This window comes from Sphingomonas sp. (genome assembly GCF_013812825.1).
Classification (GTDB): Bacteria; Pseudomonadota; Alphaproteobacteria; order Sphingomonadales; family Sphingomonadaceae; genus Sphingomicrobium.
In genome coordinates, this window is sequence record NZ_JACCSU010000013.1 from 1 (window position 1) to 22,812 (window position 22,812).

The following is a 22,812-nucleotide window of genomic DNA, read 5'->3' on the forward strand; positions in this document are numbered from 1 at the left end:
ACCTCGAGCGGCGGCACGTCGGGCGGTGGCACCTCCGGCGGCGGCAACTCGGGCGGCGGCGGCGGCTCAACGGGCGGCGGCGGCTCGGGCGGCAACGCCTGAGCGTTACGGCGCCTGAGCTGCAGTCAGTGACCGTGGCTCAGGCGGCCTGTCCGGCGAACTGCAATTTGGCGAGGCTCGCGTAGAGGCCGTTCGCGGCCGACAGAGTTGCGTGCGTCCCTTCCTCGACGATTCGCCCGCCGTCCATGACGATGATCCGGTGCGCGGCCCGCACCGTCGCCAGGCGGTGCGCGATCACCACCGTGGTGCGGGTCTGCATGAGCCGCTCGAGCGCTTCCTGGACCAGCCGCTCGCTTTGAGCGTCGAGCGCCGATGTCGCTTCGTCGAGCAGCAGCAACGGCGAATCGCGCAGCAGCGCGCGGGCGATTGCAATGCGTTGGCGCTGGCCGCCCGACAAACGCGCTCCGCCCTCACCCAGGAAGCTGTCGTAGCCGTCCGGGAGCTGGGCGATAAATTCATCCGCGTTGGCCGCCTGGGCGGCTTCGTGGATCTCGTCGTCGCTCGCGTCCCACCGGCCGTAGCGCAGATTGTCGCGCGCCGATGCTGCGAACAGCACGGTTTCCTGCGGGACGAAGGCGATGCGCTCGCGAATCGCCGCGGGATCGGCATCGCGCAGATCGACTCCGTCGAGAGTCACTCGGCCTTCCTGCGGATCGTAAAAGCGCAGCGCGAGCTGGAACAGGGTGGACTTGCCGGCGCCGGACGGACCGACGACCGCGACGGTCTCGCCGGGAGCGATCGCCAGGCTGAGCTCGTGCACCGCCTTGTCATCCGGGCGAGTGGGATAGAGGAAGGTCACCTGGTCAAAGCTGAGCGCACCTCGCGCGGGCTCGGGCAGGGGCACCGGATTTGCGGGCGCGCGAATCTCCGTCCTCTCGCGCATCAGCTCCTCGATCCGGCCGGCCGCGCCCGAACCGCGAAGCAGGTCCCCGTAAACCTCCGTCACCGCCCCGAAGGCGCCGCCGACTAGCACTCCGGTGAACACGAACGCGGCGATCGTGCCGCCCGTCATCCGCCCCGCGGCGACATCGATGGCGCCTTCCCACAGCAGCAGGACGATCGACCCGAACACCAGGGCGATGATGGTGAAGGTCATCACCGCGCGCATCGAGAAGCGATGGCGCGCGACGGTGAAAGCATTCTCGACCGCGGTCCGGAAGCGGCCGAGCTCGCGTTCCTCCTGCCCGAACGCCTGGACGACCTTCATCGCGCCGAGCGTCTCGGAGACCGTCGAGCCGACGTCGGCGATGCGGTCCTGCGACGAGCGGCTGAGGCTGCGGATCCTTCGGCCGAAGAAGATCACCGGCCCGAAAACGAGCGGCAGGCCGATCACCAGCATTCCCGCGAGCTTGGGCGACAAGGCGAACAGATAGATGATTCCGCCGATGCCGGTTGCGAGGTTTCGCAGCGCGATCGACACGCTCGAGCCGACCACCTGCTCGAGGATCGCGGTGTCGGCGGTGAGCCGCGAGGCGATCTCCGACGGGCGGTTCTCTTCGAAGAAGCGCGGCGGCAAGGTCAGCAAATTCTCCTGCACCGCGACGCGCAGGTCGGCGATGGTCCGCTCGCCGATCCACGAGACGAAATAATAGCGGAGCGAAGTCGCGGCGGCGAGCACGACGACGATCATCAGCAAATACTCAAAGGCGGTCCCCACCGCCTCGGCGCTCGCGCCGTCGGAGCCGAAGCCCCGGTCGATCACTCGTTTGAAGCCGTAGGGAATGGCCAGTGTCGCCGCCGACGACAGGACGAGGAAAAACGCCGCCGCGGCGATCTGCAGCCGGTATTTGGACGCGTAGCGCCAGACGAGCCGCAGATTGCCGATCTTGCGGGTTTCTTCAGGCTGCTTTTCGGATTTCGACCCCATCGCCGCGGGGCCTAGCAGTGTGGCGGGCCGGCCTCAATCAGGGCTGAATTGCCGCAATGCAGCTTGCGCACTGCAGCATCCGCCTTGCCTCGGGGGGCATGGAGCGCCACATGGCTCCTTCCAGCGCCAATTTTTCCCCGAGGTCCGATGCTCTACGACGCCTACGAAGTGCAGCGTTCCTTCTTCGCGGGAGCGAGCAGGCTCGCTGGAATGGGCGCCGGGTGGCTCAATAATCCCGCCAATCCGCTGTCCTACAGCTCGATGGGCCCGGTCGTGGCGGCCAGCCTCGACGTGTTCGCGCACGCGGCGGCGCTGCGCGGCAAGCCCGAGTTCGGGCTCCATTCGACGACCGTCGGGCGCAAGACCGTGCCGGTCCGTGAGGAAATCGCCGTCTCCAAGCCATTCGGTGACCTCAAGCACTTCGTTCGGGCGGGAGCTCCGGCAAGCCATCCCAAGCTGCTGATCGTCGCGCCGATGTCCGGCCACTTCGCGACGCTCCTGCGCGGCACCGTCGAGCGGCTGCTTCCGCGCCACGACGTCTACATCACCGACTGGAAGGACGCGAAACTGGTGCCGTTGTCGGACGGCAGCTTCGATCTCGACGATTATGTCGATTATCTGATCGAGTTCCTCGAGGCGATCGGTGAGTCGGGCGGCGAGCGGCCGCACATGCTCGCCGTTTGCCAGCCCGCCGCGCCGGCGTTCGCGGCGACCGCTCTGATGGCGGCGGACAAGAACCCCTGGCGGCCCAGGTCGCTGACGATGATGGGCGGGCCGGTCGACACTCGCCAGGCGCCGACCGCGATCAACACGCTGGCGACGCAGCGGCCGCATGCCTGGTTCGAGAACAACGTCGTCGCGACCGTGCCGATGATCTACCCGGGCGCGGGGCGCAAAGTGTACCCGGGCTTCCTGCAGCTCGCCGGATTCATGAGCATGAACCTTGGCGACCATTTGGTCAGCCACTGGGAGATGTTCAAGCATCTCGTCGAGGGCGACGAGGAAAGCGCCGACGCGACCCGTGCTTTCTACGAGGAATATCGCTCGGTCAGCGACATGAGCGCGGAATTTTATTTGCAGACGGTCGACGTGGTGTTCCAGCGCCACCTGCTGCCCGACGGCAAGTACGTCCATCGCGGCACGCGGGTCGATCCGGCGGCGATCCGCGACACCGCGCTGCTGGCGATCGAAGGCGAGCGCGACGACATTTCGGGGCTTGGCCAGACCCGAGCCGCGCTCGACATCGCCAAGCGTCTTCCGGCGTCGAAGAAGAAATATTTCATGGCCAGAGACGCGGGTCATTACGGCATCTTCAACGGCCGCAAGTGGCGCGACAATATCGCCCCGGTGGTCGAGAAGTGGATCGCGCATAACAACTAAACTACTGTCGGGGATTGAAAATATTGCCTTGGCCACCATTTTCTTGCGATTGGCTCAACAATCGAAAGGAGGTGGTCTGATGTCTCATTGTCGAATGCCGTTCGCGGCGAAATTGGTGAGCGCAGCCTCCGCGGGGGTTCTCGCTTAACGATTTTCAGGCCGCTTCACGGCTGACAATGGAAAGGCCGTCCGGGTTCCTGCCCGGGCGGCCTTTCGCTATGTCCAGCGCTCGGCGTCGGAGAGCGCCGCCTCGACCATTTTCGCCCAGGTTTCGGAATCGCCGGCTGCGGCCATCCGCTCGTCCGGCTCGCGCATGGTGTGGAGGACCGCCAGCGCCTGATTGACGTGCTCGCGCCAGACGAGGTCGATCTTGTCGGCGGCGGACGGGTCGCTGCCTTCCGCGTTGCTGCTGTGCGCGGCGCCGGCGAGGACTCGGGCAATGCGCTCGACCAAAGGCTGCTCGGAAACGGGCATGTACATGTCCTCCTGCTTGCAGGTTCAACCCGCTTGCCGCCGTTTGGGTTCAAGCAGGCGCCTGAGAAGCCGGCGCGCGGCGAGCACCAGCCACAGCGACAGGATGACGAGGATGGCCGCGATCAAGGCGGCGGCGATCGGGTTGGCGATGGCCAGGGCGAGCAGGCCCGCGGTGGCGACGTCTTCGCCGGTCGAGACGACGACGTTGGAATAGGGCTCGGGGCTGGCGTTGACGAGCGTCCGGGCGCCAGCCTTGCCAGCATGGGCGGTGAACGCCGCGGCGCCGCCAAGCAGGAAGCTCGCGACCTGCCAGGCGGGGTCGCCGGCATCGATGACCGCCAGCGACAGCAAGGCTCCGCCGATCGGGCGGACGAAGCCGTGCACCGAGTCCCAGGCGCTGTCGACCCAGGCGACCTTGTCGGCGAAGAATTCCGCCACCGCGCCCGCCGCGGCAATCCCGAGCACCCAATTGTTGGCGAGAACGTCGAGCCCCTCGAGCCGCTCGGGCAGGTCGATCCAGCCGAACTTCATCGCCAGCCCGGTGGCGAAGGTCACGAGATAGAGCCGCCAGCCGGCGAGCAGGCTGAGCGACGAGGCGAGGGCGATGAGCTCGATTGCGTTCATTTGGGCTATAGCACCTCGAACAGCCCGGCCGCGCCCATGCCGCCGCCGACGCACATGGTGACCACGACATGCCTGGCGCCGCGGCGCTTGCCTTCGATCAACGCGTGGCCGGTCAATCGCGCGCCGCTCATTCCGTACGGATGGCCGACCGAGATCGCGCCGCCGTCGACGTTCAATTTGTCGTCGGGGATTTTGAGCTTGTCCTGGCAATAGAGCACCTGGACCGCGAACGCCTCGTTCAATTCCCACAGGTCGATGTCATCCACCGTGAGGCCGAATCGGCCGAGCAGCTTGGGCACCGCGAACACCGGACCGATGCCCATCTCCTCGGGCTCGGTCCCGGCGACCGCCATGCCGAGATAGCGGCCGAGCGGCTCGAGCCCGCGCTTTTGGGCCAGCGACGCCTCCATCACCACGCTGACCGACGCCCCGTCACTCAGCTGGCTGGCGTTGCCCGCGGTGATCAATTTGTCGGGACCGCGCACCGGCTCGAGCTTGGCCAGGCCCTCGAGCGTCGTGTCGGGGCGGTTGCCTTCGTCCTTGTCGAGAGTGACCTCGCGCATCGACACTGCGCCGGTTTCCTTGTCCTTCACCGCCATGGTCGCGGTGACCGGGATGATCTCGTCGGCAAAGCGGCCCTCGGCCTGGGCGGCGGCGGTGCGCTGCTGCGAGCGCAGCGCATATTCATCGCAGCGCTCGCGGCTGACGGAGTAGCGGTGGCCGACGATCTCGGCGGTGTCGATCATCGGCATGTAGACGCCGTTGTGCATCGACAGCAGCTCGGGGTCCGGCCCCAGGCGCATTTCGCCGGTCTGCACGAGGCTGATCGATTCCACTCCGCCGGCGACGACCACGTCCATGCGGTCGACGATCACCTGTTTGGCGGCGGTCGCGATCGCCATCAGTCCCGACGCGCATTGCCGGTCGATCGAAATTCCGGCGACGGTCACCGGAAGCCCGGCCCGAAGCGCGGCGGTCCGGCCGATGGTCGTCTGGACGCCCTGCTGCAGCGCCGCGCCCATGATCACGTCGTCGATCTCCGCCGGGTCGAGTTTCGCCCGCTCGACGACCGCCCGGATGGGATGGGCGGCGAGCGTCGGCGACGGGGTCGCGTTGAAGGCGCCGCGGTAGGCCTTGCCGATCGGGGTGCGGGCGGTCGCTACGATGACGGCGTCGCGGGTGGGCATCTCAATCTCCTCGGACGAACAGCAAGGCGAGCCACTGGGCGGTGAGCGCGGGCTTGTCCGCGTGCTCGATCTCGACGGTCACCGAGTGGCGAACGAGGATTTGCCCCGGCGCCTTGTCCTCGACCGAGTCAAGCGTGAAGCGGCCGCGGATGCGTTGTCCGGCCCGCACCGGGGCGACGAAGCGCACCCGGTCGAGGCCGTAATTGACGCTCATCCGGAGGCCGTCGGGGACCAGCATCGCGTCGGCTCCCATCCGCGACAGCATCGACAGGGACAGAAAGCCGTGGGCGACGGTGCCGCCGAACAGGGTCTGCCCGGCCGCTTGCGCATCGACGTGGATGAACTGGCGGTCCTCGGTCGCCTCGGCGAAAGCATCGATCCGCGGATGGTCGATGGTCAGCCAATCCGAAACCCCGATTTCGGTGCCGATGCGGGAGCGGATTGCATCGAGCGAGGCGGTCGGCATCAGCGTTTGGCCGCCGGAGGCGCGTAGGGCATGACCAATGTGCCGTCGGGCGCGGCGGTGAAGGTCGTCTGCGTCGGGTAAGCAAACTCCACGTCGTTCAGAGCGAACATGCGCATGAGGCCGGTGACGATCGCGGTTCGGTCGCTGGCGACGACATCCGGGTCGGTGGTCGCGGAATCGAAGATCAGCTCGAAATCGATGCTCGAGGGTCCAAAACCGAGGATCGCGCAGCGCACCAGGGTGCAGCCGGAGCGATTGGCGACGACGCTTCGGGCGAGCTCGGGGACCCGCTCGAGAAGCTCCGGAGGGGTCTGATAGACGAGGCCGAAGGTCAGCGTCGTTCGGCGGCTGTGGCCGGCGGCGTAATTGTGGATCTCCTGTTCGAGCAGCTTGGTGTTGGCCATCACCAGTTGCTGGCCGTCGAGCGACCGCAGACGGGTGGTTTTCAGGCCGATCTTCTCGACCGTGCCGACGCTTTGCCCGTAGCGGATGGTGTCGCCGCGCCGGAACGGCCGGTCGATCAGGATCGCGAGGGCTGCGAACAGGTCGGAGAAGATGCCCTGAGCGGCCAGGCCAATGGCGATTCCGCCGATTCCGAGCCCGGCGATCAGAGCGGTGACGTTGACCCCGACATTGTCGAGGATGACGATGATCGCGATCGCGAACAAGGCGACGCTGACCAGCACCCGGATGATCGTCATGGCGTTGGCGAGCGTGCTCTCGCCATCATCGTCGCGGGCCCGGCGCCCGATGACTCCAAGGATCAGCTCGCGCGCCCAGACCGCGCCCTGGAACGCGGCGGCGATGATGAACAAGATGTCGGCGAGCCGGCCGATGCGGGGTGGCACGACGGCGAAGGTGACGACGATGTCCAGCGCGGCCGCGATCATGAAGAAGACGCTGGTCTTGACGAGCACCCGGCCGATGATGCCGCGCCAGCGCGTGCACTCGGGGTCGCTCGCGGACATCATTGCGCCGATGCCACGAAGGACCAGCATGACGGCGACGATGCCGGCCGCGACCGCAAGGCCGGTCGGCAAGTCGTCGCGGTTGGCCTCGAACCACCGCGCTATCGCTTCGATCGTCCCGCGGCCCGAGCCGACCGCTTCGCCTGAATTGCGGGTGATCGCCATTGCGGCCCCATGGCGAGGAACGGGGGGTCGATCAAGCGCGGGCGTTTGTCTTTCGCTTGCGGGCGCTGGCGGTCAGAAACTTGCACAGCCCGACTTCGGCCGACGAAAGCCACTTGCGCGAGCGAGGACGCTCCATCCCCTGCAAGGCGCCGCGGGGCCGCTCCCTGGCGGCCTCGACCAGCGCCGGGTGAACGTAGGATTTGCGGCTGATCGCGACGGTGTTGCCGAGCGCCTCGGCGACCGGCTCGATCATCGTGTTGACGCTGACCTTCTGTTGCTCGCCGGCATCGAGCAATTGCTCGAACGCGATGACGCTCGCGCCCCAGGTGCGGAAATGCTTGGCGGTGAACTCGCCGCCGGTGGCTTCGCGGATATAGTCGTTGACGTCGGCCGACGAAATGGCCTGGGGTTCGCCGTCGCCGTTCACATATTGGAACAAGGCCTGGCCTGGCAGCTCCTGGCAGCGGCGCACGACTCGGCCGAGCCGGCGGTCGGTGATGGTCACCTCGCGGACGATGCCGTGCTTGCCGGCAAAGCGCATCTTCAGCTTGTTGCCACTTCCCTTGATGTGCCTCTGGAGTAGCGTGGTCGCGCCGAAGCTCTTGTTCTGCTTTGCATATTCCTCGTTGCCGACCCTCAGATATTGGGTGTCGAGCAAGCGGACGACCGCGGCCAGCACGGCCTCGCGGTTGAGCTTGCGCTGGTTCAAATGCTTTTCGACGGTTCGGCGAAGCTTGGGGAGCTTCTTGCCGAACTCGACCAGCCCGGCGAATTTGCTCGCCTCGGCGTTGGCGCGGAAATTGGGGTGGTAGCGATACTGCTTGCGGCCGCGAGCATCGATTCCGGTCGCCTGGAGATGGCCGTTGGCGTCGGCGCAGAACCAGGCGTTGGTGTAGGCGGGCGGAAGGCCGATCGAATTTAGGCGCTCGATGGTCTCGCGGTCAGTGATGCGTTCGCCTTTTTCGTCGAAATAGGCCCAGTAGCGGCCCATCCGCTTGCGCGTGTAGCCGGGTTCGCAATCGCTGCTGTGGCGCAGCATCAGTTGTGCTTTTCTTCGCGCATGGGCCGGCATAAGCGAGTGGTGGCTGCAACGGTTCCTGTAAAGGCTTGGGGAGGCTGCGATTCCGGCGATCGCGGATTCGAAAATCCTGATCATGGCGACCGACGGCTTCGAGGAGTCGGAGCTGTTCGGGCCGCGCAAGATCCTGATGGACCGCGGAGCCGAGGTCCGGCTCGCCTCGCCGTCGGCGGCCCCGATCCAGGCGACCGTCAGCGACGATCCCGGCAAGGTCGTCCGGCCTGACCTGACGATCGCGGAGGCGAGCGCGGGCGATTTCGATGCGCTGCTGCTGCCGGGTGGAGTGCGCAATCCCGACTCGCTTCGCGCCGATGCCGGGGCGGTCGCCCTGATCCGCGCCTTTGACGACGCCGGCAAGCCGATCGCGGCGATCTGCCACGGGCCGTGGCTGCTGGTCGAAGCGGACCTGCTCCGCGGGCGCCGCGCAACCTGCTGGCGCTCGATCCGCACCGATCTTGCGAACGCCGGCGCGAGCCTCGTCGATCAGCCGGCGGTGACCGACGGCAATATCGTCACCAGCCGCAAGCCGGAGGACGTCGCGGCGTTCACGGAGGCATTGATTGCGCTCATCGAGCGCTAAGCGGCTGGAAACCTATTTCCGCTAGTCCGGCAGCCGATGGAACGGGCGAGCGACGACAATCCGGTCGAATGGGCCGCCGATATCGCGGCTGCAACGGCGTTCGCGGCGTCGGTCGGCTTTGCGGCCGGCGCGGCGGGCGTCGACGCCGCGGCGACGATCGCAGCCGCCGTCGGGGCGTCCCTCATGGCCGTTGCCGTCCTGAGAAGCGTTTCGGCCGGCAACCTTGTCCATGATCTGCCCGCATTCGAGCCGGTGCCGCTCGAGATCGGCCAAGAAGCCGCCGACGAGCTGGTGCTCGATGACCGGCTGGGCAGCGTTGCTCCGGACGCTCGCGTCGTCCGGCTGTTCGACCCGAGCCTCGAGGCCGGTCCTGTTGCCCGTCCGGCTTCCTCGAATGCCGATGCTTCGCAAGCGCTGGCGGATGCGCTGGCCGAGTTGCGCCGCTCGTTGCGCTGAGCTTCATTCGAGGACCGTCAGAGCCTCGATTTCCAACGTTACCGACCGATCGAGCGCCCGGGTCGGAATGCCGGCCACGGCGATGTCGGCGACGATGTGGCCGGGGATCGCGAACTCGGCGTCCTCGATTCCATTGATGAAACGGTCGACCATCCGCTCCGCGTCGGGGCCCGGTATGCGCAACGTGATCAGATGCCTTTCGCCGGCGAGCGTCAGCGAGTGCCAGTCGACGGAATGGATTTCGCTGAGCAATATCCTATTGCGCTGGTCGCCGGCGCGATCGAGCAGGGCGCGCAACAGGCCGGATGCCGCCGGCGACATCAACAGGTTCAGCATTGCGCTTCCTCCAGGAATTCGAGGACTCGCTTGACGGTCCCCGGCCGCGGCTCCCTTCCCTTGCGCAAGTCGAAGACAAACCGAGGATCGCCAAGGGCTTCGCGTCCAAAGCGGGTTGGAGCCGTGTGGCTACGGCGCAAAAATTTTTCTATCTCTCGAAGCAAGTGCACTCTTCGTTCCTTATAATCCAGAGCGACTCGGCTTCACATCATTTTCCAACGCATTTCCTACTTGTCTAGGCACTTGCCTATAATTAAAGAAAGATTAATTGAGGACCAGCAATGTTGTCAGAACCGCGGCTCGTTATCGAACGTCTCTGCGCCGAGAGAGGGGAGGACTTCGCCGGCCTGTCGCGGATGCTCGGCCGGAATCCCGCCTACATCCAGCAGTTCGTGCGCCGCGGCGTTCCCAAGCGCCTGAAAGAAGCGGAGCGCCGCAAGCTGGCCCGCTATTTCGCCATTTCCGAGGCCCTGCTCGGCGGTCCGGCCGAGGAAAACGGACCCGGGGGGCTGGTCCCGGTCAAGCGAATCGACGCTCGCGCCTCGGCCGGTCCGGGAGCCTTGGTCGGGGGCGAGGCCGCCAAGCCTTATTTCGGTTTCGACTCGCGATGGCTGAACGCGCTGACCTCGACCGCGCCTGGAAAGCTGTCGATCATCCGAGTCGAGGGCGATTCGATGGCCCCGACACTCAATGCCGGCGACGACATTCTGGTCGATCCGGGCGACTGCGCCGAACGGCTGCGCGACGGCATCTACGTGATGCGGGTCGATGAAGCGCTGATCGTCAAGCGGATCGCCCTGCACCCGGTCGGGCACCGGGTGACCGTCCAGTCCGACAATCCGGCCTATCCCGACTGGCCCGACTGCGACATGGAGGACATCCACTGCATCGGCCGGGTGATCTGGGCCGGGCGCCGGATCGACTGACCGGCTAGCGGCGCCGATCCACCAGCCACAGCACGGCCGCCGCCACCGCCCCAAGCGCGGTGCCGACGAGAATGCCCTTCATCGGATTGCCGGCGGCGGCGCCCAGGCCGAAGCCGGCGAGGATGCCGATGGTGAGGAAAATCCCGCCCGCCCGGGCGTTGCGTCTGGCCATGGGCCGCCATGACAGACCGCCCCGGGCTGCTCCACCCCAAAATGAATTCATGTGGTCAACGAGCCGTTGACGAGGTTTGTCGGCGGTCGCGTAACGAGCGCCGGGTTAATCAGCGCCCATGGATCCACCCTTCATCAGCGGGCGCGCGGCGCTGGCCGACGCGGCCGAGCTTCTCGAGCGGTTCGGCGACCAGGCCGGGCTGGCGGCGGCCGCGCGCGCCGAAACCAGCCGCGACGCCGGCAACGTCACCCGCTTTTGCCACTGGCGGCAGATCGAGCGGGTGATCGCGACCCTCAGCAGCGACGAGGTCGGCGGAACCGTCCACTGATCGTCGGCCATTAAATCAAGGGCTTCCGGGCTTCATACTGGCGCGGTTCAGGAGTGCTGGCTAGGCTGGCGTGATGAACTGGCGGGGTGAGGCGCGGATGGCTGCGCGGCTGTTGTGCGCGGCCGCTCTCGGGATCGTGCCTGCCGCACCTGCGATTGCCCAGACCGCGCCGCCGGCCAATGCGGGCGAGCTGGATCCCGCCGCGCCGCTCGACCCGATGCCCGATCTCGGCGTCGAATGGCCCGACCTCGACGCCGCCGACGCACCCGCCGACTTGTCCACCGCGGACCCGGCGAGCCCCGAGCGTCCAGTCGAGCCGCGTGTCACCGACATCGGCGCGGCGGAAGTGCGTTACACCGTGCTGCTCGAAGGACTTCAGGGCATCGGTCCGGCCGACGAGCTTGTCGAAGCGTTCCAGGAGCAGTCGGCGCTGCACAAGGATCGCGACGACGAGGCCAACGCCGCCCAGCTCGACCGCCGCTCGCGCGGCGATGCCGAGCTGCTCGCCGAGCTGCTGCGCAGCCACGGCTATTACGACGCGATGGTCGAGCCGCGAATCCAGCGGATCGGCAACACGCTGGTGGTCGTCCTCGATGCTGAACCGGGCGAGCAATACCGGTTCCAGTCGGTCGCTCTGCCCGGCCTCGAGGCGGCGGGGTCGGAGGCCGCCGAGCTGCGCGCGGTGTTCGCGGTCAAGGCCGGCGATCCGGTCGTCGCCGCCGACGTCATCGCCGCCAATGTCGCGTTGCAGGTCGCTCTGGGGGAGCAGGGGTTCGCTCTGGCCGAGATCGGGGAGCAGGAAATCCTGGTCGACCACGAGACCCGCCGAGCGCAGCTGGTGCTTCCGGTCAAGACCGGCCCGCTCGCCTCGTTCGGTACCATCCGGGTCAGCGGCGCGCCGCCGTTCAGCCCGCGCCACATCGGCCACATCGCCCGCTTCGAGCCCGGCGAGCAGTTCCGGCGCTCGAAGGTCGACGATCTCCGCCGGGCGCTGATCGCCACCGGACTGGTCGCTTCGGCCGAGGTGAAGTTGGTCCCGGCCGCCGATGGCCGGACCGTCGACCTCGCCGTCCACCTCGATCCGGCGCCGATGCGGACCATCGCCGGCGAGCTTGGCTATGGCACCGGGGAAGGCCTTCGCGCCGAGGCCAGCTGGCAGCACCGCAATTTCTTCAACCCGGAAGGGGCGCTGACGGTCCGCGGAGTCGCCGGCACCCAGGAGCAGGTCGCCGCGGTCCAGTTCCGCCGCAACAATTTCCGGCGCCGCGACCAAGTGCTCAACCTGCACGCGCTGGCCAGCAACATCGACCGCGACGCCTACGAGGCCAAGACCCTGCAGCTGGGCGGCAACATCGAGCGCCAGAGCAACATCATCTGGCACAAGAAATGGACGTGGAGCGTCGGCGCCGACCTGCTCGCCACCGACGAGCGCGGGGTGTTCAATTCGCTCGGCAACAAGAGCACGAAGACGTTCCTGATCGCCGCCTTCCCCGCCAATCTCGGCTATGACGGCAGCGACGATCTGCTCGACCCGACCCGAGGCTTCCGGCTCGGCGGGCGGATCAGCCCCGAAATCTCGGCCCACGGCGGCAGCTTTGCCTATGCGCGCACCCAGATCGACGCCAGCGCCTATCGGCCGGTGTCGGAGAGCGTGGTTGCCGCGGGCCGGGTTCGGCTGGCCACCATCCAGGGCGCGGACTCGTTGTCGATCGCGCCGTCGCGGCGGCTGTATGCGGGCGGCGGCGGATCGGTTCGCGGCTACGGTTACCAGAAGCTCGGCCCGCGCGACCTCGACGGCGACCCGATCGGCGGGCGGAGCCTGGCCGAGTTCGCGCTCGAAGCGCGAGTCCGTCTGAAGCTGTTCGGCGGCAATTTCGGAATCGTCCCGTTCCTCGATGGGGGGACTCTGACCAACGACAGCTGGCCCAAGCTCAGCGGCTGGCAGTTCGGCACCGGGCTGGGGGTTCGCTATTATTCGAGCTTCGGGCCGATCCGGATCGACGTCGGAACGCCATTGAACCCGCGCGAGGGCGACGGCCCGGTCGCGGTGACCGTGTCGCTCGGCCAGGCCTTCTAGGGTGGCCGAGGACACGCTGGTCCACGCGCCGGCGCAGCGGCCGCAGCGGCGGCTGCGACGCGATTGGCCGCGCCGCCTGGCGCAGGAACTGCTCGCCCTGTTTCTGTCGCTGCTGATCCTGCTCGCGGGCGGGCTGGTCCTGCTCGACACCGCGCCGGGCCATCGCTTCATCGTCGACCGGATCGCCGGGATCGAAACCGCGTCGGGCTTAAGGATCCGGATCGGCCGCATCGACGGGTCGGTGTTCGGCAAGTCCAAGCTGCGCAATGTCGCCGTGTCCGACACCCGCGGAGTGTTCCTGACCTCGCCCGAGATCGAGCTCGACTGGGCGCCGGGCGCGTGGCTGTACAATTCGCTTCACATCGACCGCCTCCATGCGCGCCAGGTCCGGCTGACCCGGTTGCCCAAGCTCCGGGCGACCGGACGCAAGGGGCCGATCCTGCCCGGCTTCGACATCCACATCGGCGAGCTTGCGATCGACCGGCTCGAGCTTGCTCCCGCGATCACCGGGACGGCGCGCAGCGGCCGGGTTCGCGGCAAGGCCGACATTCGCGCCGGCCGGGCGATGGTCGAGCTTGGGCTGGCGATCGACGGTGGTGGCGACCGCATCGCCCTCGTCCTCGACGCCGAGCCCGACCGCGACCGCTTCGACCTCGACCTCACCGCCAAGTCGCCGGCCAACGGATTGCTCCCGGCGCTGGCCGGGATCCGGCGCTCGATCGACCTGACGGTCAGCGGCGAGGGCAGCTGGAGCCGCTGGCGCGGGCGCGGAGCGCTCGACCTGTCGGGCCGTCCGACCGCCCGGCTGGCCCTGGGCGCCGACGCCGGTCGCTACCGGCTGGCCGGAGAGATTGCTCCGTCGCAATTCCTCCGCGGCAAGCTGCAGCGTCTGACCGCTCCGGTGGTCCGGGTGCGCGGCGACGGACGGCTGCGGGACCGGGTGCTCGACGGGCAGCTCGCTCTGACCTCGCGCTCGCTGCGGGCGGTGACGATCGGCTCGGTCGACCTCGCCGGCAACCGCTACCGCCGGGTCCGGGTCGGGGTCGACCTGCTTCGGCCCAATGCTCTGTTCCCGAACATGACGGGCCGCAACGTGCGGATGGTGTGGACCCTCAACGGGCCGTTCGACCGAGCGAATTACGCGTACCGGCTGACTTCGCCCGGAGTGAAGTTCGACGATACCGGGTTCGTCGATGTCCGAGCCGAGGGGCGCGGGCGCCTGTCGCCGTGGCCGATGCAGGTGCCGCTGCGGCTGTCCGCTCGGGCGATCACCGGGGTTGGCGACGTCGCCGGCGACATTCTCGCCAACGCCCGTCTCGAGGGGATGCTGACCGTCACCTCCAAATTCGTCCGCGGCGAAGGGCTTCGGCTGACCAGCAACCGGTTGAACGGCAAGGTCGCGCTATTGATCGACCTGGTGAGCGGGCGCTTCGAGGTGCTGCTGTCCGGCGGCCTCACTCGCTACACGATTCCGGGGCTCGGAATCGTCGACGTGATGACCGACCTCAAGGTCGTGCCCGGGCCGGGCGGCAGGGGCTCGCGAGTCGTCGGCACCGGCAAGGCCTGGGTGCGCCGGCTCGACAACAGCTTTTTCCTCGACCTGGCCGGCGGCCTTCCGCGGCTCGAGACCAACCTCGAGCGCGGCAACGACGGCATCGTCCATTTCAGCAACCTGGAGCTCTACGCGCCCAAGCTTCGGTTGAGCGGCGCCGGCCGCCGCAACCGCGACGGCACTTTCCACATCGTCGCCCGCGGCCGGCAGGCGACCTATGGCCCGCTGAGGATGACGCTCGACGGCCCGATCAACCGGCCGCGGGTGGATCTTCTGCTCGATCGCCCCAACGAGACGCTCGGCCTTCGCGACATGCGCCTGCTGCTCGAGCCGACCGCGGCGGGTTTCGACTACCGGGCGAACGGCGGTTCGAAGCTGGGGCCATTCACCAGCAACGGGCGGATCCTCCTGCCGAGCGGCGGACGGGCGACGATCGCCATCGCCGCATTGAATGTCGGCGGCACCACGGCGAGCGGAAACCTGCGCTCCGATCCGGGCGGTTTCACCGGCAGGCTGGCGATCGCCGGCGGCGGTCTCGACGGCGATCTTGCTTTCTCGCCCGCCGGCGAGGCGCAGCGGATCGAGGCGCATCTCAGGGCCAGCGGAGCCAATTTCCCCGGCATTTTCGCAGTGCGCTCGGGACGGCTCGACGGAACCATCGTCCTCGCCGACGAGCGGACGACCGTCGACGGGGTCGTCGATGCGCGCGGGTTCGAAGCGAACGGAATCAGCCTCGCCCGGCTGACGGCGAACGCTCGGCTGGTCAACGGCGTCGGCCAGGTCCGGGCGGCGATCGCCGGCCGCCGTGGCGCCCCGTTCGAGTTCACGACGCTGGCCAACGTCACACCCGACAGCATCCACCTGACCGGCCGCGGCCACATCGAGCGGCGGCCGCTGGTGCTTCGCCAGGCGGCGGTGCTGACTCGCTCCGGCGACGGCTGGGCCCTGGCGCCGACCAGCTTCAGCTTCGCCGGCGGCACCGGCACCCTGTCTGGGCGAAGCGGTTCGCGGCCCGAGCTCCACGCGCAGCTGCGCTCGATGCCGCTGCAGATCCTCGACATCGGCTGGCCTGGCCTCGGCCTCGAAGGCTCGGCGACCGGCCGGGTCGATTATGCGTGGAAGGGCAACCGCAGCGGCCGCGCGGATCTCAAGATTCGCGGGCTCAGCCGAGCCGGGCTGGTGCTCGCGTCGCAGCCGATCGACGTCGGCATCGCCGCGGCGGTCGGCGGCAACCAGGCCGCGCTGCGAGCGGTCGCGGCGAGCGGCGGCAAGACCATCGGCCGGGCCCAGGCGCGCTTCGCCCCGCTCGGCCAGGGGCCGCTGGTCGCCGAGCTGATGGACTCGCCGCTATTCGCGCAGCTTCGCTATGCGGGTCCCGCCGACACCTTGTGGCGGCTGTCTGGAACCGATGTCTTCGACCTGTCCGGACCGATCGCGATCGGCGCCGACATCGGCGGCCGGCTGGTCGACCCGGCGATCCGCGGTTCGCTTCGGACGCAGAGCGCCCGGCTCGAGAGCGCGGTGACCGGGATGGTGATCGACCAGCTGGCTGCCGAAGCGCGTTTCTCCGGGCCGCAGCTCGTGTTCAGCAGGATCGCCGGGCGAACCACCGGCGGCGGCGCGATCGACGGTTCGGGCACGGTCACCTTCTCGGGCGGCCGAAGCCTGATCAACCTGAGCTTCAATGCCCGCCAGGCGCTGCTTCTCAACCGCGACGACATCGCCGCCCGGGTGACCGGCCCGGTCCGAATCCGCTCCAACGCGTCCGGAGGCACGATTTCGGGCAAGCTCGTCCTCAACGACGGACGCTTCCAGCTCGGCCAGGCGAGCGCGGCTGGCGCCGTCCCGCAGCTGCGGGTGCGGCACCGCGGGCTCGATCCGGCCGACGTGATCGAGGTCGAGCAACTGCATCCCTGGCGGCTCGACCTGGCGGTCGCCGGCCGCGATCTGGAAGTGCGCGGGCTGGGCATCGCCAGTCTGTGGCGGACCGAGCTCGAGATCGGCGGGGCCGCGGACTCGCCGCGCTTCACCGGCCGCGCCGATCTGGTGCGCGGCGAGTACGAGTTCGCCGGGCGCAATTTCCGGCTCGACCGCGGAGTCATCCGTTTCCGCGGCGAGAGCCCCCCGAACCCGCTGCTCGACATCCACGCCGAAGCGCAGGTGCAGGGGCTCGACGCCAGCGTCCGGGTCCGCGGCACGGGTCTCAAACCCGAAATCACCTTCGCCAGCGTTCCCGCTCTGCCGCAGGACGAGCTGCTGTCGCGGATCCTGTTCGGCACGTCGATCACCAACCTGTCGGCGCCCGAGGCCGTCCAGCTGGCCTCGGCGGTGGCCGCGCTGCAGTCGGGCTCGGGCAATCTCGACCCGATCAACGCGGTTCGCCGGGCGGTTGGGCTCGACCGGCTGCGAATCGTGCCGGCCGACATCGCCACCGGGCAGAAGACCGCCCTGTCGGCCGGCAAGTACATCACCCGCAAGCTGTTCGTCGAAGTGGTCACCGACGGGCAGGGCTATTCCGCCACCCGCGTCGAATATCAGATGACCCGCTGGCTCTCGCTCCTGTCGTCCGTGTCCACCATCGGCCGGACCAGCGCCAACGTCCGGGTCAGCAAGGATTATTGACGCGGCCGCAAGGCCATGAAAACCGCGGGGCCGCTCATCCTTGTTGCCCAGTGCGGGCCGCATGTGCTGGAAGATGCTGGCAGCGCATCTTGCAGCGGCCACACGCGTCGTCTTCGCGGTTCGGGAGGAGTGACCAGCTTCATGGAAACCGGCGTTCTCGTCTCGCTTGCGATCTACTTCACCGCGATGCTCGGAATCGGGCTGTGGGCATGGCGGAAATCGACCGGCGACATCGAAGGCTATCTGCTCGGGGGGCGCAAGCTCAGCCCTTCGGTCGCGGCGCTGTCCGCGGGGGCTTCGGACATGTCGGGGTGGCTTCTGCTCGGGCTTCCCGGCGCCGCCTTCGTCGCTGGGCTGAGCGCCAGCTGGATTGCGATCGGCCTGTTCGTCGGGGCGCTTCTGAACTACATCATCGTCGCCCCGCGCCTGCGCGTCCATACCGAGCGCACTGGCGATTCGATCACCATCCCGGAGTTTTTCGAGAAGCGCTTCGAGGACCGCAGCCATGCGCTCCGAGTGATCGCCTCGGTGGTCATCATCATCTTCTTCACGCTCTACACCTCGGCCGGAATCGTCGCCGGCGGCAAGCTGTTCGAAAGCGCTTTCGGGGCTGACTATGCGCTTGGCCTGTGGATCACCGCCGGAGTGGTGGTGGCCTACACGCTGTTCGGCGGCTTCCTCGCCGTCAGCCTGACCGACTTCGTGCAGGGCTGCATCATGTTCGTCGCGCTGGTGCTGCTCCCGGTCGTCGCCTTTTCCCAGCTCGGATGGCAATTCACCGGCGCGCTCGAAGCCGCGCAGCCCGGAGCGTTCGACATGCTGGCCGACATGACCGCGCTCGCGATCATCTCCTCGCTCGCCTGGGGGCTCGGCTATTTCGGTCAGCCGCACATCATCGTCCGCTTCATGGCGGTTCGCTCGGTTCGCGACGTTCCGGCGATGCGCAACATCGGCATGACCTGGATGGGCGTTGCTCTGATCGGGGCGCTGGCAACCGGCCTGGTCGGCGCCGCCTACGTCGTCCGGACCGGCGCCACGCTGGCCGATCCGGAGACGATCTTCATCCTGTTGGCCGACGTTCTGTTCGATCCGCTGATCACCGGCTTCCTGCTGGCCGCGCTGCTCGCCGCGATCATGAGCACGATCTCCTCGCAGCTGCTGGTCTCGTCGAGCTCGCTGACCGAGGATTTCTACCGCATCTACCTGCGCCAGACGGCGAGCCAGACGGAGCTGGTGACGGTCGGGCGAGCCTGCGTGCTGCTGGTGGCGCTGGTCGCGATCTGGCTCGCCTACGATCCGGACAACACCATCCTGGGGCTCGTCGCCAACGCCTGGGCCGGGTTCGGCGCCGCCTTCGGGCCGGTCGTCATCCTGTCGCTGACCTGGCGGCGGCTGACTCGGAACGGCGCACTTGCCGCGATCGTCGTCGGAGCAGCGACCGTCCTGTTGTGGATTTACGCGCCGGTGCTCGAGAATGGAGCCGCTCTGAGCTCGCTGATCTACGAGATCGTGCCGGGCTTCCTTCTCGGCGGCCTGGCAGCGATTGTCGTCAGCCTCGCCGGGTCACCCCCGCCCAAGAGCGTGCTTGCCAAGTTCGAAGAGAGCGAGGCGGAACGTCGGGCCCTGACCGGAGCCCCAACGAGCTGATCAGCCGCCGAGCTCTTTGCCGAGCTCGTCGACCGACAGTCGGCCCCATTGCGGCGCCCACGGCGACTGGTCGCATTCACGCCCATAAGGCGCGAAGTGCGGCCGAGGGGCCTGTTCGGCGGCGACATCGGGCTTCAGTTTCCACAGGCTGCGGACGTCGAACGGCTCGTGGAACGACAGGCCGGCCTGGTCGCCGAGCGACCAATTGACGGTCGCGGCCAGCTTGCCCGCCTCGCCCAGCTCGAGATAGACCATCACCCCGGTCGGCAGGTTGGACGGGCATTCGATCAGCGCCCCGGTGGTCGAGATGTTGCGCAGTCGAACGGCATCCCATTCGTAGTCGTGATGGACGATTCCGCTCCAGATCAGGGGATGCCGGACCTCGCCCCGCTTGTCCTCGGGCTTCTCGACGGCCGGTCTGACGGGCGCCTTGACCTCGACTCCGGGGAAGCTGTTGCGGATCACCTGGCGGAGCAATTCGTCGAGGGTCTCGCGGTCGCACTGGACCTGGGTCTCATGGGCGAACTCGAGGCCGTAGCGGCCGTCGCGGATCCAGCGGACCGCGCACTCGATCTCGCCGGCCTCGCCGAGCACCAGGACGACCTTGTCCCACAGCTTGGCCTTGAAGTCGCCGGCGACCATCGCGCCGCCGTGCGACAGGTTGATCAGCTCGACGACGTGGCGCTTGCCCTTGCGCTGGACGACGGCCTGCTCATCGCTGAGCCGGTGGCGGTCGCCGTTGCGCTGGTTCGAGCTGCGGCTCTCGGAGCGCGCGACCTTGATGTCGCCGAGGCCCGCGGCCTTGCCGGCCGTCCGCTTCGGCTTCTCGGCGACGACCGGATCGGAACGCTCCGAGCGCAGGGTCGCGCGAAATTCGTTCGGTGTGGATTCAATTCCCATCCCCGTATCATGAGGGATTTGGGTTACCGAACCGTAAGCGCCCCGGTCAGGACGAATAATACATGTCGAACTCGACCGGGCTTGGGGTCGTCTCCCAGCGCATCACCTCTTCCCATTTCAATTCCATGTAGGCGTCGATCTGGTCGTCGGTGAAGACGTCGCCGCGGGTCAGGAAGGCGCGGTCGCTGTTGAGCGCGATCAATGCCTCGCGCAGGCTGCCGCAGACGGTCGGCACGTCGACCAGCTCCTGGGGCGGCAAGTCGTAGAGGTTCTTGTCCATCGGGTCGCCGGGGTGGATCCGGTTCTGGATGCCGTCGAGCCCGGCCATCAGCAGCGCCGAATAGGCCAGATACGGGTTGGCGAGCGCATCGGGGAAGCGGAACTCGACCCGCTTGGCCTTTTCGCCGGCGCCGTACGGGATCCGGCACGAGGCCGAGCGATTGCGCGACGAATAGGCCAGCAGAACCGGCGCCTCGAAGCCCGGGACCAGCCGCTTGTAGCTGTTGGTGGTCGGGTTGGTGAACGCGTTGAGCGCCCGCGCGTGCTTGATCACTCCGCCGATGAAATAGAGCGCGGTCTCGCTGAGGCCCGCATAGCCGTTGCCGGCGAACAGCGGCTTGCTGCCCTTCCACACCGACATGTGGGTGTGCATCCCCGAGCCGTTGTCGCTGGCGATCGGCTTGGGCATGAAGGTCGCGCTCTTGCCGTAGGCGTGAGCGACCATGTGCACGACATATTTGTAGACCTGCATCCGGTCGGCGGTCTCGACCAGGGTGCCGTAGGTCAGGCCGAGCTCGTGCTGGGCGGCGGCGACCTCGTGGTGGTGCTTGTCGCACGGCAACCCCATCTCGAGCATCGTCGCGATCATCTCGCCACGGATGTCCATCGCGCTGTCGACCGGAGCGACCGGGAAATAGCCGCCCTTGGCGCGCGGCCGGTGGGCGAGGTTGCCGCCGTCATATTCGCGACCCGTGTTGGTCGGCAGCTCGATGTCGTCGATCCGGTAGCCGGACGCATTGTAGCCATCCTCGAAGCGGACGTCGTCGAACATGAAGAACTCGGCTTCGGGGCCGACGTTGACGGTGTCGCCGATGCCGGTCGCCTTGAGATAGGCCTCGGCTCTGGTCGCGGTGCTGCGCGGGTCGCGGCCGTAGAACTCCCCGGTCGACGGCTCGACGATGTTGCAGAACAGGATCAGCATCGGAGTCGCGCTGAACGGGTCGACATAAGCGGCGCCCAGGTCCGGCTTTAGAATCATGTCGCTCTCGTTGATCGCCTTCCAGCCGGCAATCGATGAGCCGTCGAACATGAAGCCGTCGGTCAGATTGTCGTCATCGATGACGCCCGAGGCCATGGTCAGATGCTGCCACTTGCCCTTTGGGTCGGTGAACCGGAGGTCGACCCACTCGATCTCTTCGTCCTTGATCCGCGACAGGATCTTGCCCGCGTCCGATGCCATTGCAATTGCCCCTAAGTTCGTCATTCCCGCGAAGGCGGGAACCCAGCTTCTTGATCGCCCGGCGCCTAAATAGTCTGGGTCCCCGCTTGCGCGGGGACGACGAAAAAAGCGATTCGAGCTCGGCGCCTAGGGATTCCAGAGCGCGCCCGAAGAGTCAGCCGCGCGGCGAATATTTCACCGGTTCCAAGTTTCGAGGCGGATACCTCTCGATCCCGCCGACGCTAGGCGATCCCAGCCTGCCGCTCGTCGAACGTGGCTTCCAACGCCGGGCGTCTTGCGCACGATGAGTTCGTAAATTGTTGGAGATGAGGTCAGCATGATCAACCGGCGCAGCGTGCTGGGCGGCCCGTGCCGCCTTCCGCTTCTCGGCACTGCGGCGGCGCTGCTCGTCGCGACGACGGCGATTGCGCAGCAAGGCCCCCCAGGCGGGCCGCCGCCGCCGCCCAATCGCTCCACCCCGGTCGAGGCAAACGAGCTCCGCGAGACGTGGAACGACCGGGTGAGCCAGGGTCCTCCGATCGGGGCCTTCCCGGAGGTCAACGGATGGAGCATGGGCGCCGCGATGCCCCTGGCCCGCTCCGAGCACTCGGTCGCGGAATTCAACGGCAGGATCTGGGTGCTCGGCGGCTACCCGCCCGGGCGGCTGCCTTCCAACCTAGTCCAGGTCTACGATCCGGCCACGAGCCGCTGGTCGCTTGGGCCCACGCTGCCCCAGCCGATCCACCACACGCACGTCGCGTCGGTCGGCGGGAAGATCTACGTGCTCGGCGGCGAGATCGAGGGCGCGAGCACCGGCAAGCCGGAGATCTTCGTTGCAAACGTTTGGATGCATGATCCCGCCGTCGGCGGCTGGGTGGCGCGCGCGCCGATGCCGACCGCGCGAGGCGGCGGCGGCAAGGCGGTGATCGACGGCAAGATCTACGTCGCGGGCGGCCGCCCGCCCGGAGGCCATGCCTTCGAGGTCTACGACCCGGCGGCCGACAAGTGGGAAAAGCTTCCGGACCTGCCGACCCAGCGCAATCATCTGGCCATGGTGGCGCTGAACGGGAAGATCATCGTCGCCGGCGGCCGCACCGGCCCGGGCGCGATGGCCGAGCGGGTCGACGTGGTCGAAATCTACGATCCCAGGACGCGCCGCTGGACCAGGGGCGCACCGCTCCCGGCGCCGCGGGGCGGAATCACCGGCGCGGCGCATGCCGGCTGCATGTTCGTGTTCGGCGGCGAGGGCGAGCGCACCCACGTGCTGGGACTGACGCCCAATACCTATGGCTACGACCCCCGAGCCGACCGCTGGACCAGGCTTCCCGACCTGCCCATCGCCGTCCACGGACTCAAGGGCAGCGCGGTGATCGGCGGCCGGATATTCCTGCCGGGCGGGGGGATCACGCTGGGCGGAAATTCCGGCACCAACGCCATGCAGCTGTACCGGCCGACGATGCGCTGCGAGTGAGGCGCCAACCCCTCCGGCCTCCGCACAGGCTGTCGCTC

At 67.8% G+C, this 22,812-nt stretch carries 20 protein-coding genes; 9 read left to right on the top strand and 11 right to left on the bottom strand.

Translation table 11 applies throughout. The annotated features are described in order from the left end of the window. Window positions 1-139 precede the first annotated feature (139 nt). The gene (locus H0T81_RS01370; protein ID WP_294009041.1) at window positions 140-1,927 is read right to left on the bottom strand and encodes an ABC transporter transmembrane domain-containing protein; all 1,788 of its coding nucleotides are present in this window, start codon (window positions 1,925-1,927) and stop codon (window positions 140-142) included. Between the two features lie 147 nt (window positions 1,928-2,074). Here H0T81_RS01370 and phaZ point away from each other — a divergent pair, with 147 nt between their 5' ends. Further along, entirely contained in the window at window positions 2,075-3,307 is a 1,233-nt protein-coding gene (gene phaZ / locus H0T81_RS01375) for a polyhydroxyalkanoate depolymerase (protein WP_294009042.1), read from the top strand. Between the two features lie 216 nt (window positions 3,308-3,523). Here the strand turns inward: phaZ and H0T81_RS01380 are convergent, their stop codons facing one another. Genes H0T81_RS01380 through H0T81_RS01405 form a run of 6 tightly spaced genes read right to left on the bottom strand, consistent with a single transcriptional unit; the run spans window position 3,524 to window position 8,230 of the window. Beyond that, window positions 3,524-3,781, bottom strand: a complete 258-nt coding sequence (locus H0T81_RS01380) for a hypothetical protein (protein ID WP_294009043.1) — start codon at window positions 3,779-3,781, stop codon at window positions 3,524-3,526. Between the two features lie 24 nt (window positions 3,782-3,805). Further along, on the bottom strand, window positions 3,806-4,405 hold the full coding sequence (locus H0T81_RS01385) for a DUF4126 domain-containing protein (RefSeq protein WP_294009044.1): 600 nt from the start codon (window positions 4,403-4,405) through the stop codon (window positions 3,806-3,808). 5 nt (window positions 4,406-4,410) lie between these two features. Next, complete coding sequence (locus H0T81_RS01390; protein ID WP_294009045.1) at window positions 4,411-5,592, bottom strand: acetyl-CoA C-acyltransferase; 1,182 nt, start codon at window positions 5,590-5,592, stop codon at window positions 4,411-4,413. Window position 5,593: 1 nt separating this feature from the next. After that, window positions 5,594-6,058, bottom strand: a complete 465-nt coding sequence (locus H0T81_RS01395) for a MaoC family dehydratase (protein ID WP_294009046.1) — start codon at window positions 6,056-6,058, stop codon at window positions 5,594-5,596. Further along, window positions 6,058-7,191 carry a mechanosensitive ion channel domain-containing protein gene (locus tag H0T81_RS01400; protein WP_294009047.1) on the bottom strand — a complete coding sequence of 378 codons (1,134 nt, stop codon included), beginning with the start codon at window positions 7,189-7,191 and terminating at the stop codon, window positions 6,058-6,060. Before H0T81_RS01400 ends, H0T81_RS01395 begins: the two co-directional genes overlap by 1 nt. A 31-nt stretch (window positions 7,192-7,222) precedes the next feature. Beyond that, complete coding sequence (locus H0T81_RS01405) at window positions 7,223-8,230, bottom strand: DNA topoisomerase IB (RefSeq protein ID WP_294009048.1); 1,008 nt, start codon at window positions 8,228-8,230, stop codon at window positions 7,223-7,225. An 82-nt stretch (window positions 8,231-8,312) separates the two neighbouring features. On the opposite strand from H0T81_RS01405, the gene H0T81_RS01410 reads away from it, so the two are divergent. Together H0T81_RS01410 and H0T81_RS01415 are read left to right on the top strand one after the other, a co-directional pair. Then, complete coding sequence (locus H0T81_RS01410) at window positions 8,313-8,849, top strand: type 1 glutamine amidotransferase domain-containing protein (RefSeq protein WP_294009093.1); 537 nt, start codon at window positions 8,313-8,315, stop codon at window positions 8,847-8,849. A 36-nt stretch (window positions 8,850-8,885) separates the two neighbouring features. Continuing rightward, window positions 8,886-9,305: a hypothetical protein gene (locus H0T81_RS01415; RefSeq protein WP_294009049.1), complete on the top strand. Its 420-nt coding sequence runs from the start codon at window positions 8,886-8,888 to the stop codon at window positions 9,303-9,305. Between the two features lie 3 nt (window positions 9,306-9,308). On the opposite strand, the gene H0T81_RS01420 is transcribed toward H0T81_RS01415, so the two are convergent. Next, window positions 9,309-9,641, bottom strand: a complete 333-nt coding sequence (locus H0T81_RS01420; RefSeq protein ID WP_294009050.1) for a hypothetical protein — start codon at window positions 9,639-9,641, stop codon at window positions 9,309-9,311. Between the two features lie 281 nt (window positions 9,642-9,922). Between H0T81_RS01420 and H0T81_RS01425 the strand changes: the two genes are divergently transcribed. Further along, window positions 9,923-10,567 carry a S24 family peptidase gene (locus H0T81_RS01425; protein WP_294009051.1) on the top strand — a complete coding sequence of 215 codons (645 nt, stop codon included), beginning with the start codon at window positions 9,923-9,925 and terminating at the stop codon, window positions 10,565-10,567. A 4-nt stretch (window positions 10,568-10,571) separates the two neighbouring features. Here the strand turns inward: H0T81_RS01425 and H0T81_RS01430 are convergent, their stop codons facing one another. Next, window positions 10,572-10,739, bottom strand: coding sequence for a hypothetical protein (locus H0T81_RS01430; RefSeq protein ID WP_294009052.1), 168 nt, complete (start codon window positions 10,737-10,739; stop codon window positions 10,572-10,574). 118 nt (window positions 10,740-10,857) lie between these two features. Between H0T81_RS01430 and H0T81_RS01435 the strand changes: the two genes are divergently transcribed. The 4 genes from H0T81_RS01435 to putP all read left to right on the top strand — a co-directional run bounded on the left by H0T81_RS01435 (window position 10,858) and on the right by putP (window position 18,965). After that, a complete protein-coding gene (locus H0T81_RS01435) occupies window positions 10,858-11,067 on the top strand; it encodes a hypothetical protein (protein WP_294009053.1) in 210 nt (69 codons plus the stop codon). 73 nt (window positions 11,068-11,140) lie between these two features. Continuing rightward, the gene (locus tag H0T81_RS01440) at window positions 11,141-13,144 is read left to right on the top strand and encodes a BamA/TamA family outer membrane protein (RefSeq protein ID WP_294009054.1); all 2,004 of its coding nucleotides are present in this window, start codon (window positions 11,141-11,143) and stop codon (window positions 13,142-13,144) included. Window position 13,145: 1 nt separating this feature from the next. Continuing rightward, a complete protein-coding gene (locus H0T81_RS01445; protein ID WP_294009055.1) occupies window positions 13,146-17,318 on the top strand; it encodes a translocation/assembly module TamB domain-containing protein in 4,173 nt (1,390 codons plus the stop codon). Between the two features lie 141 nt (window positions 17,319-17,459). Continuing rightward, the gene (gene putP / locus H0T81_RS01450) at window positions 17,460-18,965 is read left to right on the top strand and encodes a sodium/proline symporter PutP (protein WP_294009056.1); all 1,506 of its coding nucleotides are present in this window, start codon (window positions 17,460-17,462) and stop codon (window positions 18,963-18,965) included. On the opposite strand, the gene H0T81_RS01455 is transcribed toward putP, so the two are convergent. Together H0T81_RS01455 and glnA are read right to left on the bottom strand one after the other, a co-directional pair. Next, window positions 18,966-19,865, bottom strand: coding sequence for a PilZ domain-containing protein (locus tag H0T81_RS01455; protein ID WP_294009057.1), 900 nt, complete (start codon window positions 19,863-19,865; stop codon window positions 18,966-18,968). A gap of 46 nt (window positions 19,866-19,911) precedes the next feature. Next, on the bottom strand, window positions 19,912-21,324 hold the full coding sequence (gene glnA, locus H0T81_RS01460; RefSeq protein WP_294009058.1) for a type I glutamate--ammonia ligase: 1,413 nt from the start codon (window positions 21,322-21,324) through the stop codon (window positions 19,912-19,914). A gap of 316 nt (window positions 21,325-21,640) precedes the next feature. Here glnA and H0T81_RS01465 point away from each other — a divergent pair, with 316 nt between their 5' ends. Next, the gene (locus tag H0T81_RS01465) at window positions 21,641-22,774 is read left to right on the top strand and encodes a kelch repeat-containing protein (RefSeq protein WP_294009059.1); all 1,134 of its coding nucleotides are present in this window, start codon (window positions 21,641-21,643) and stop codon (window positions 22,772-22,774) included. The last annotated feature ends 38 nt before the right edge of the window (window positions 22,775-22,812 follow it).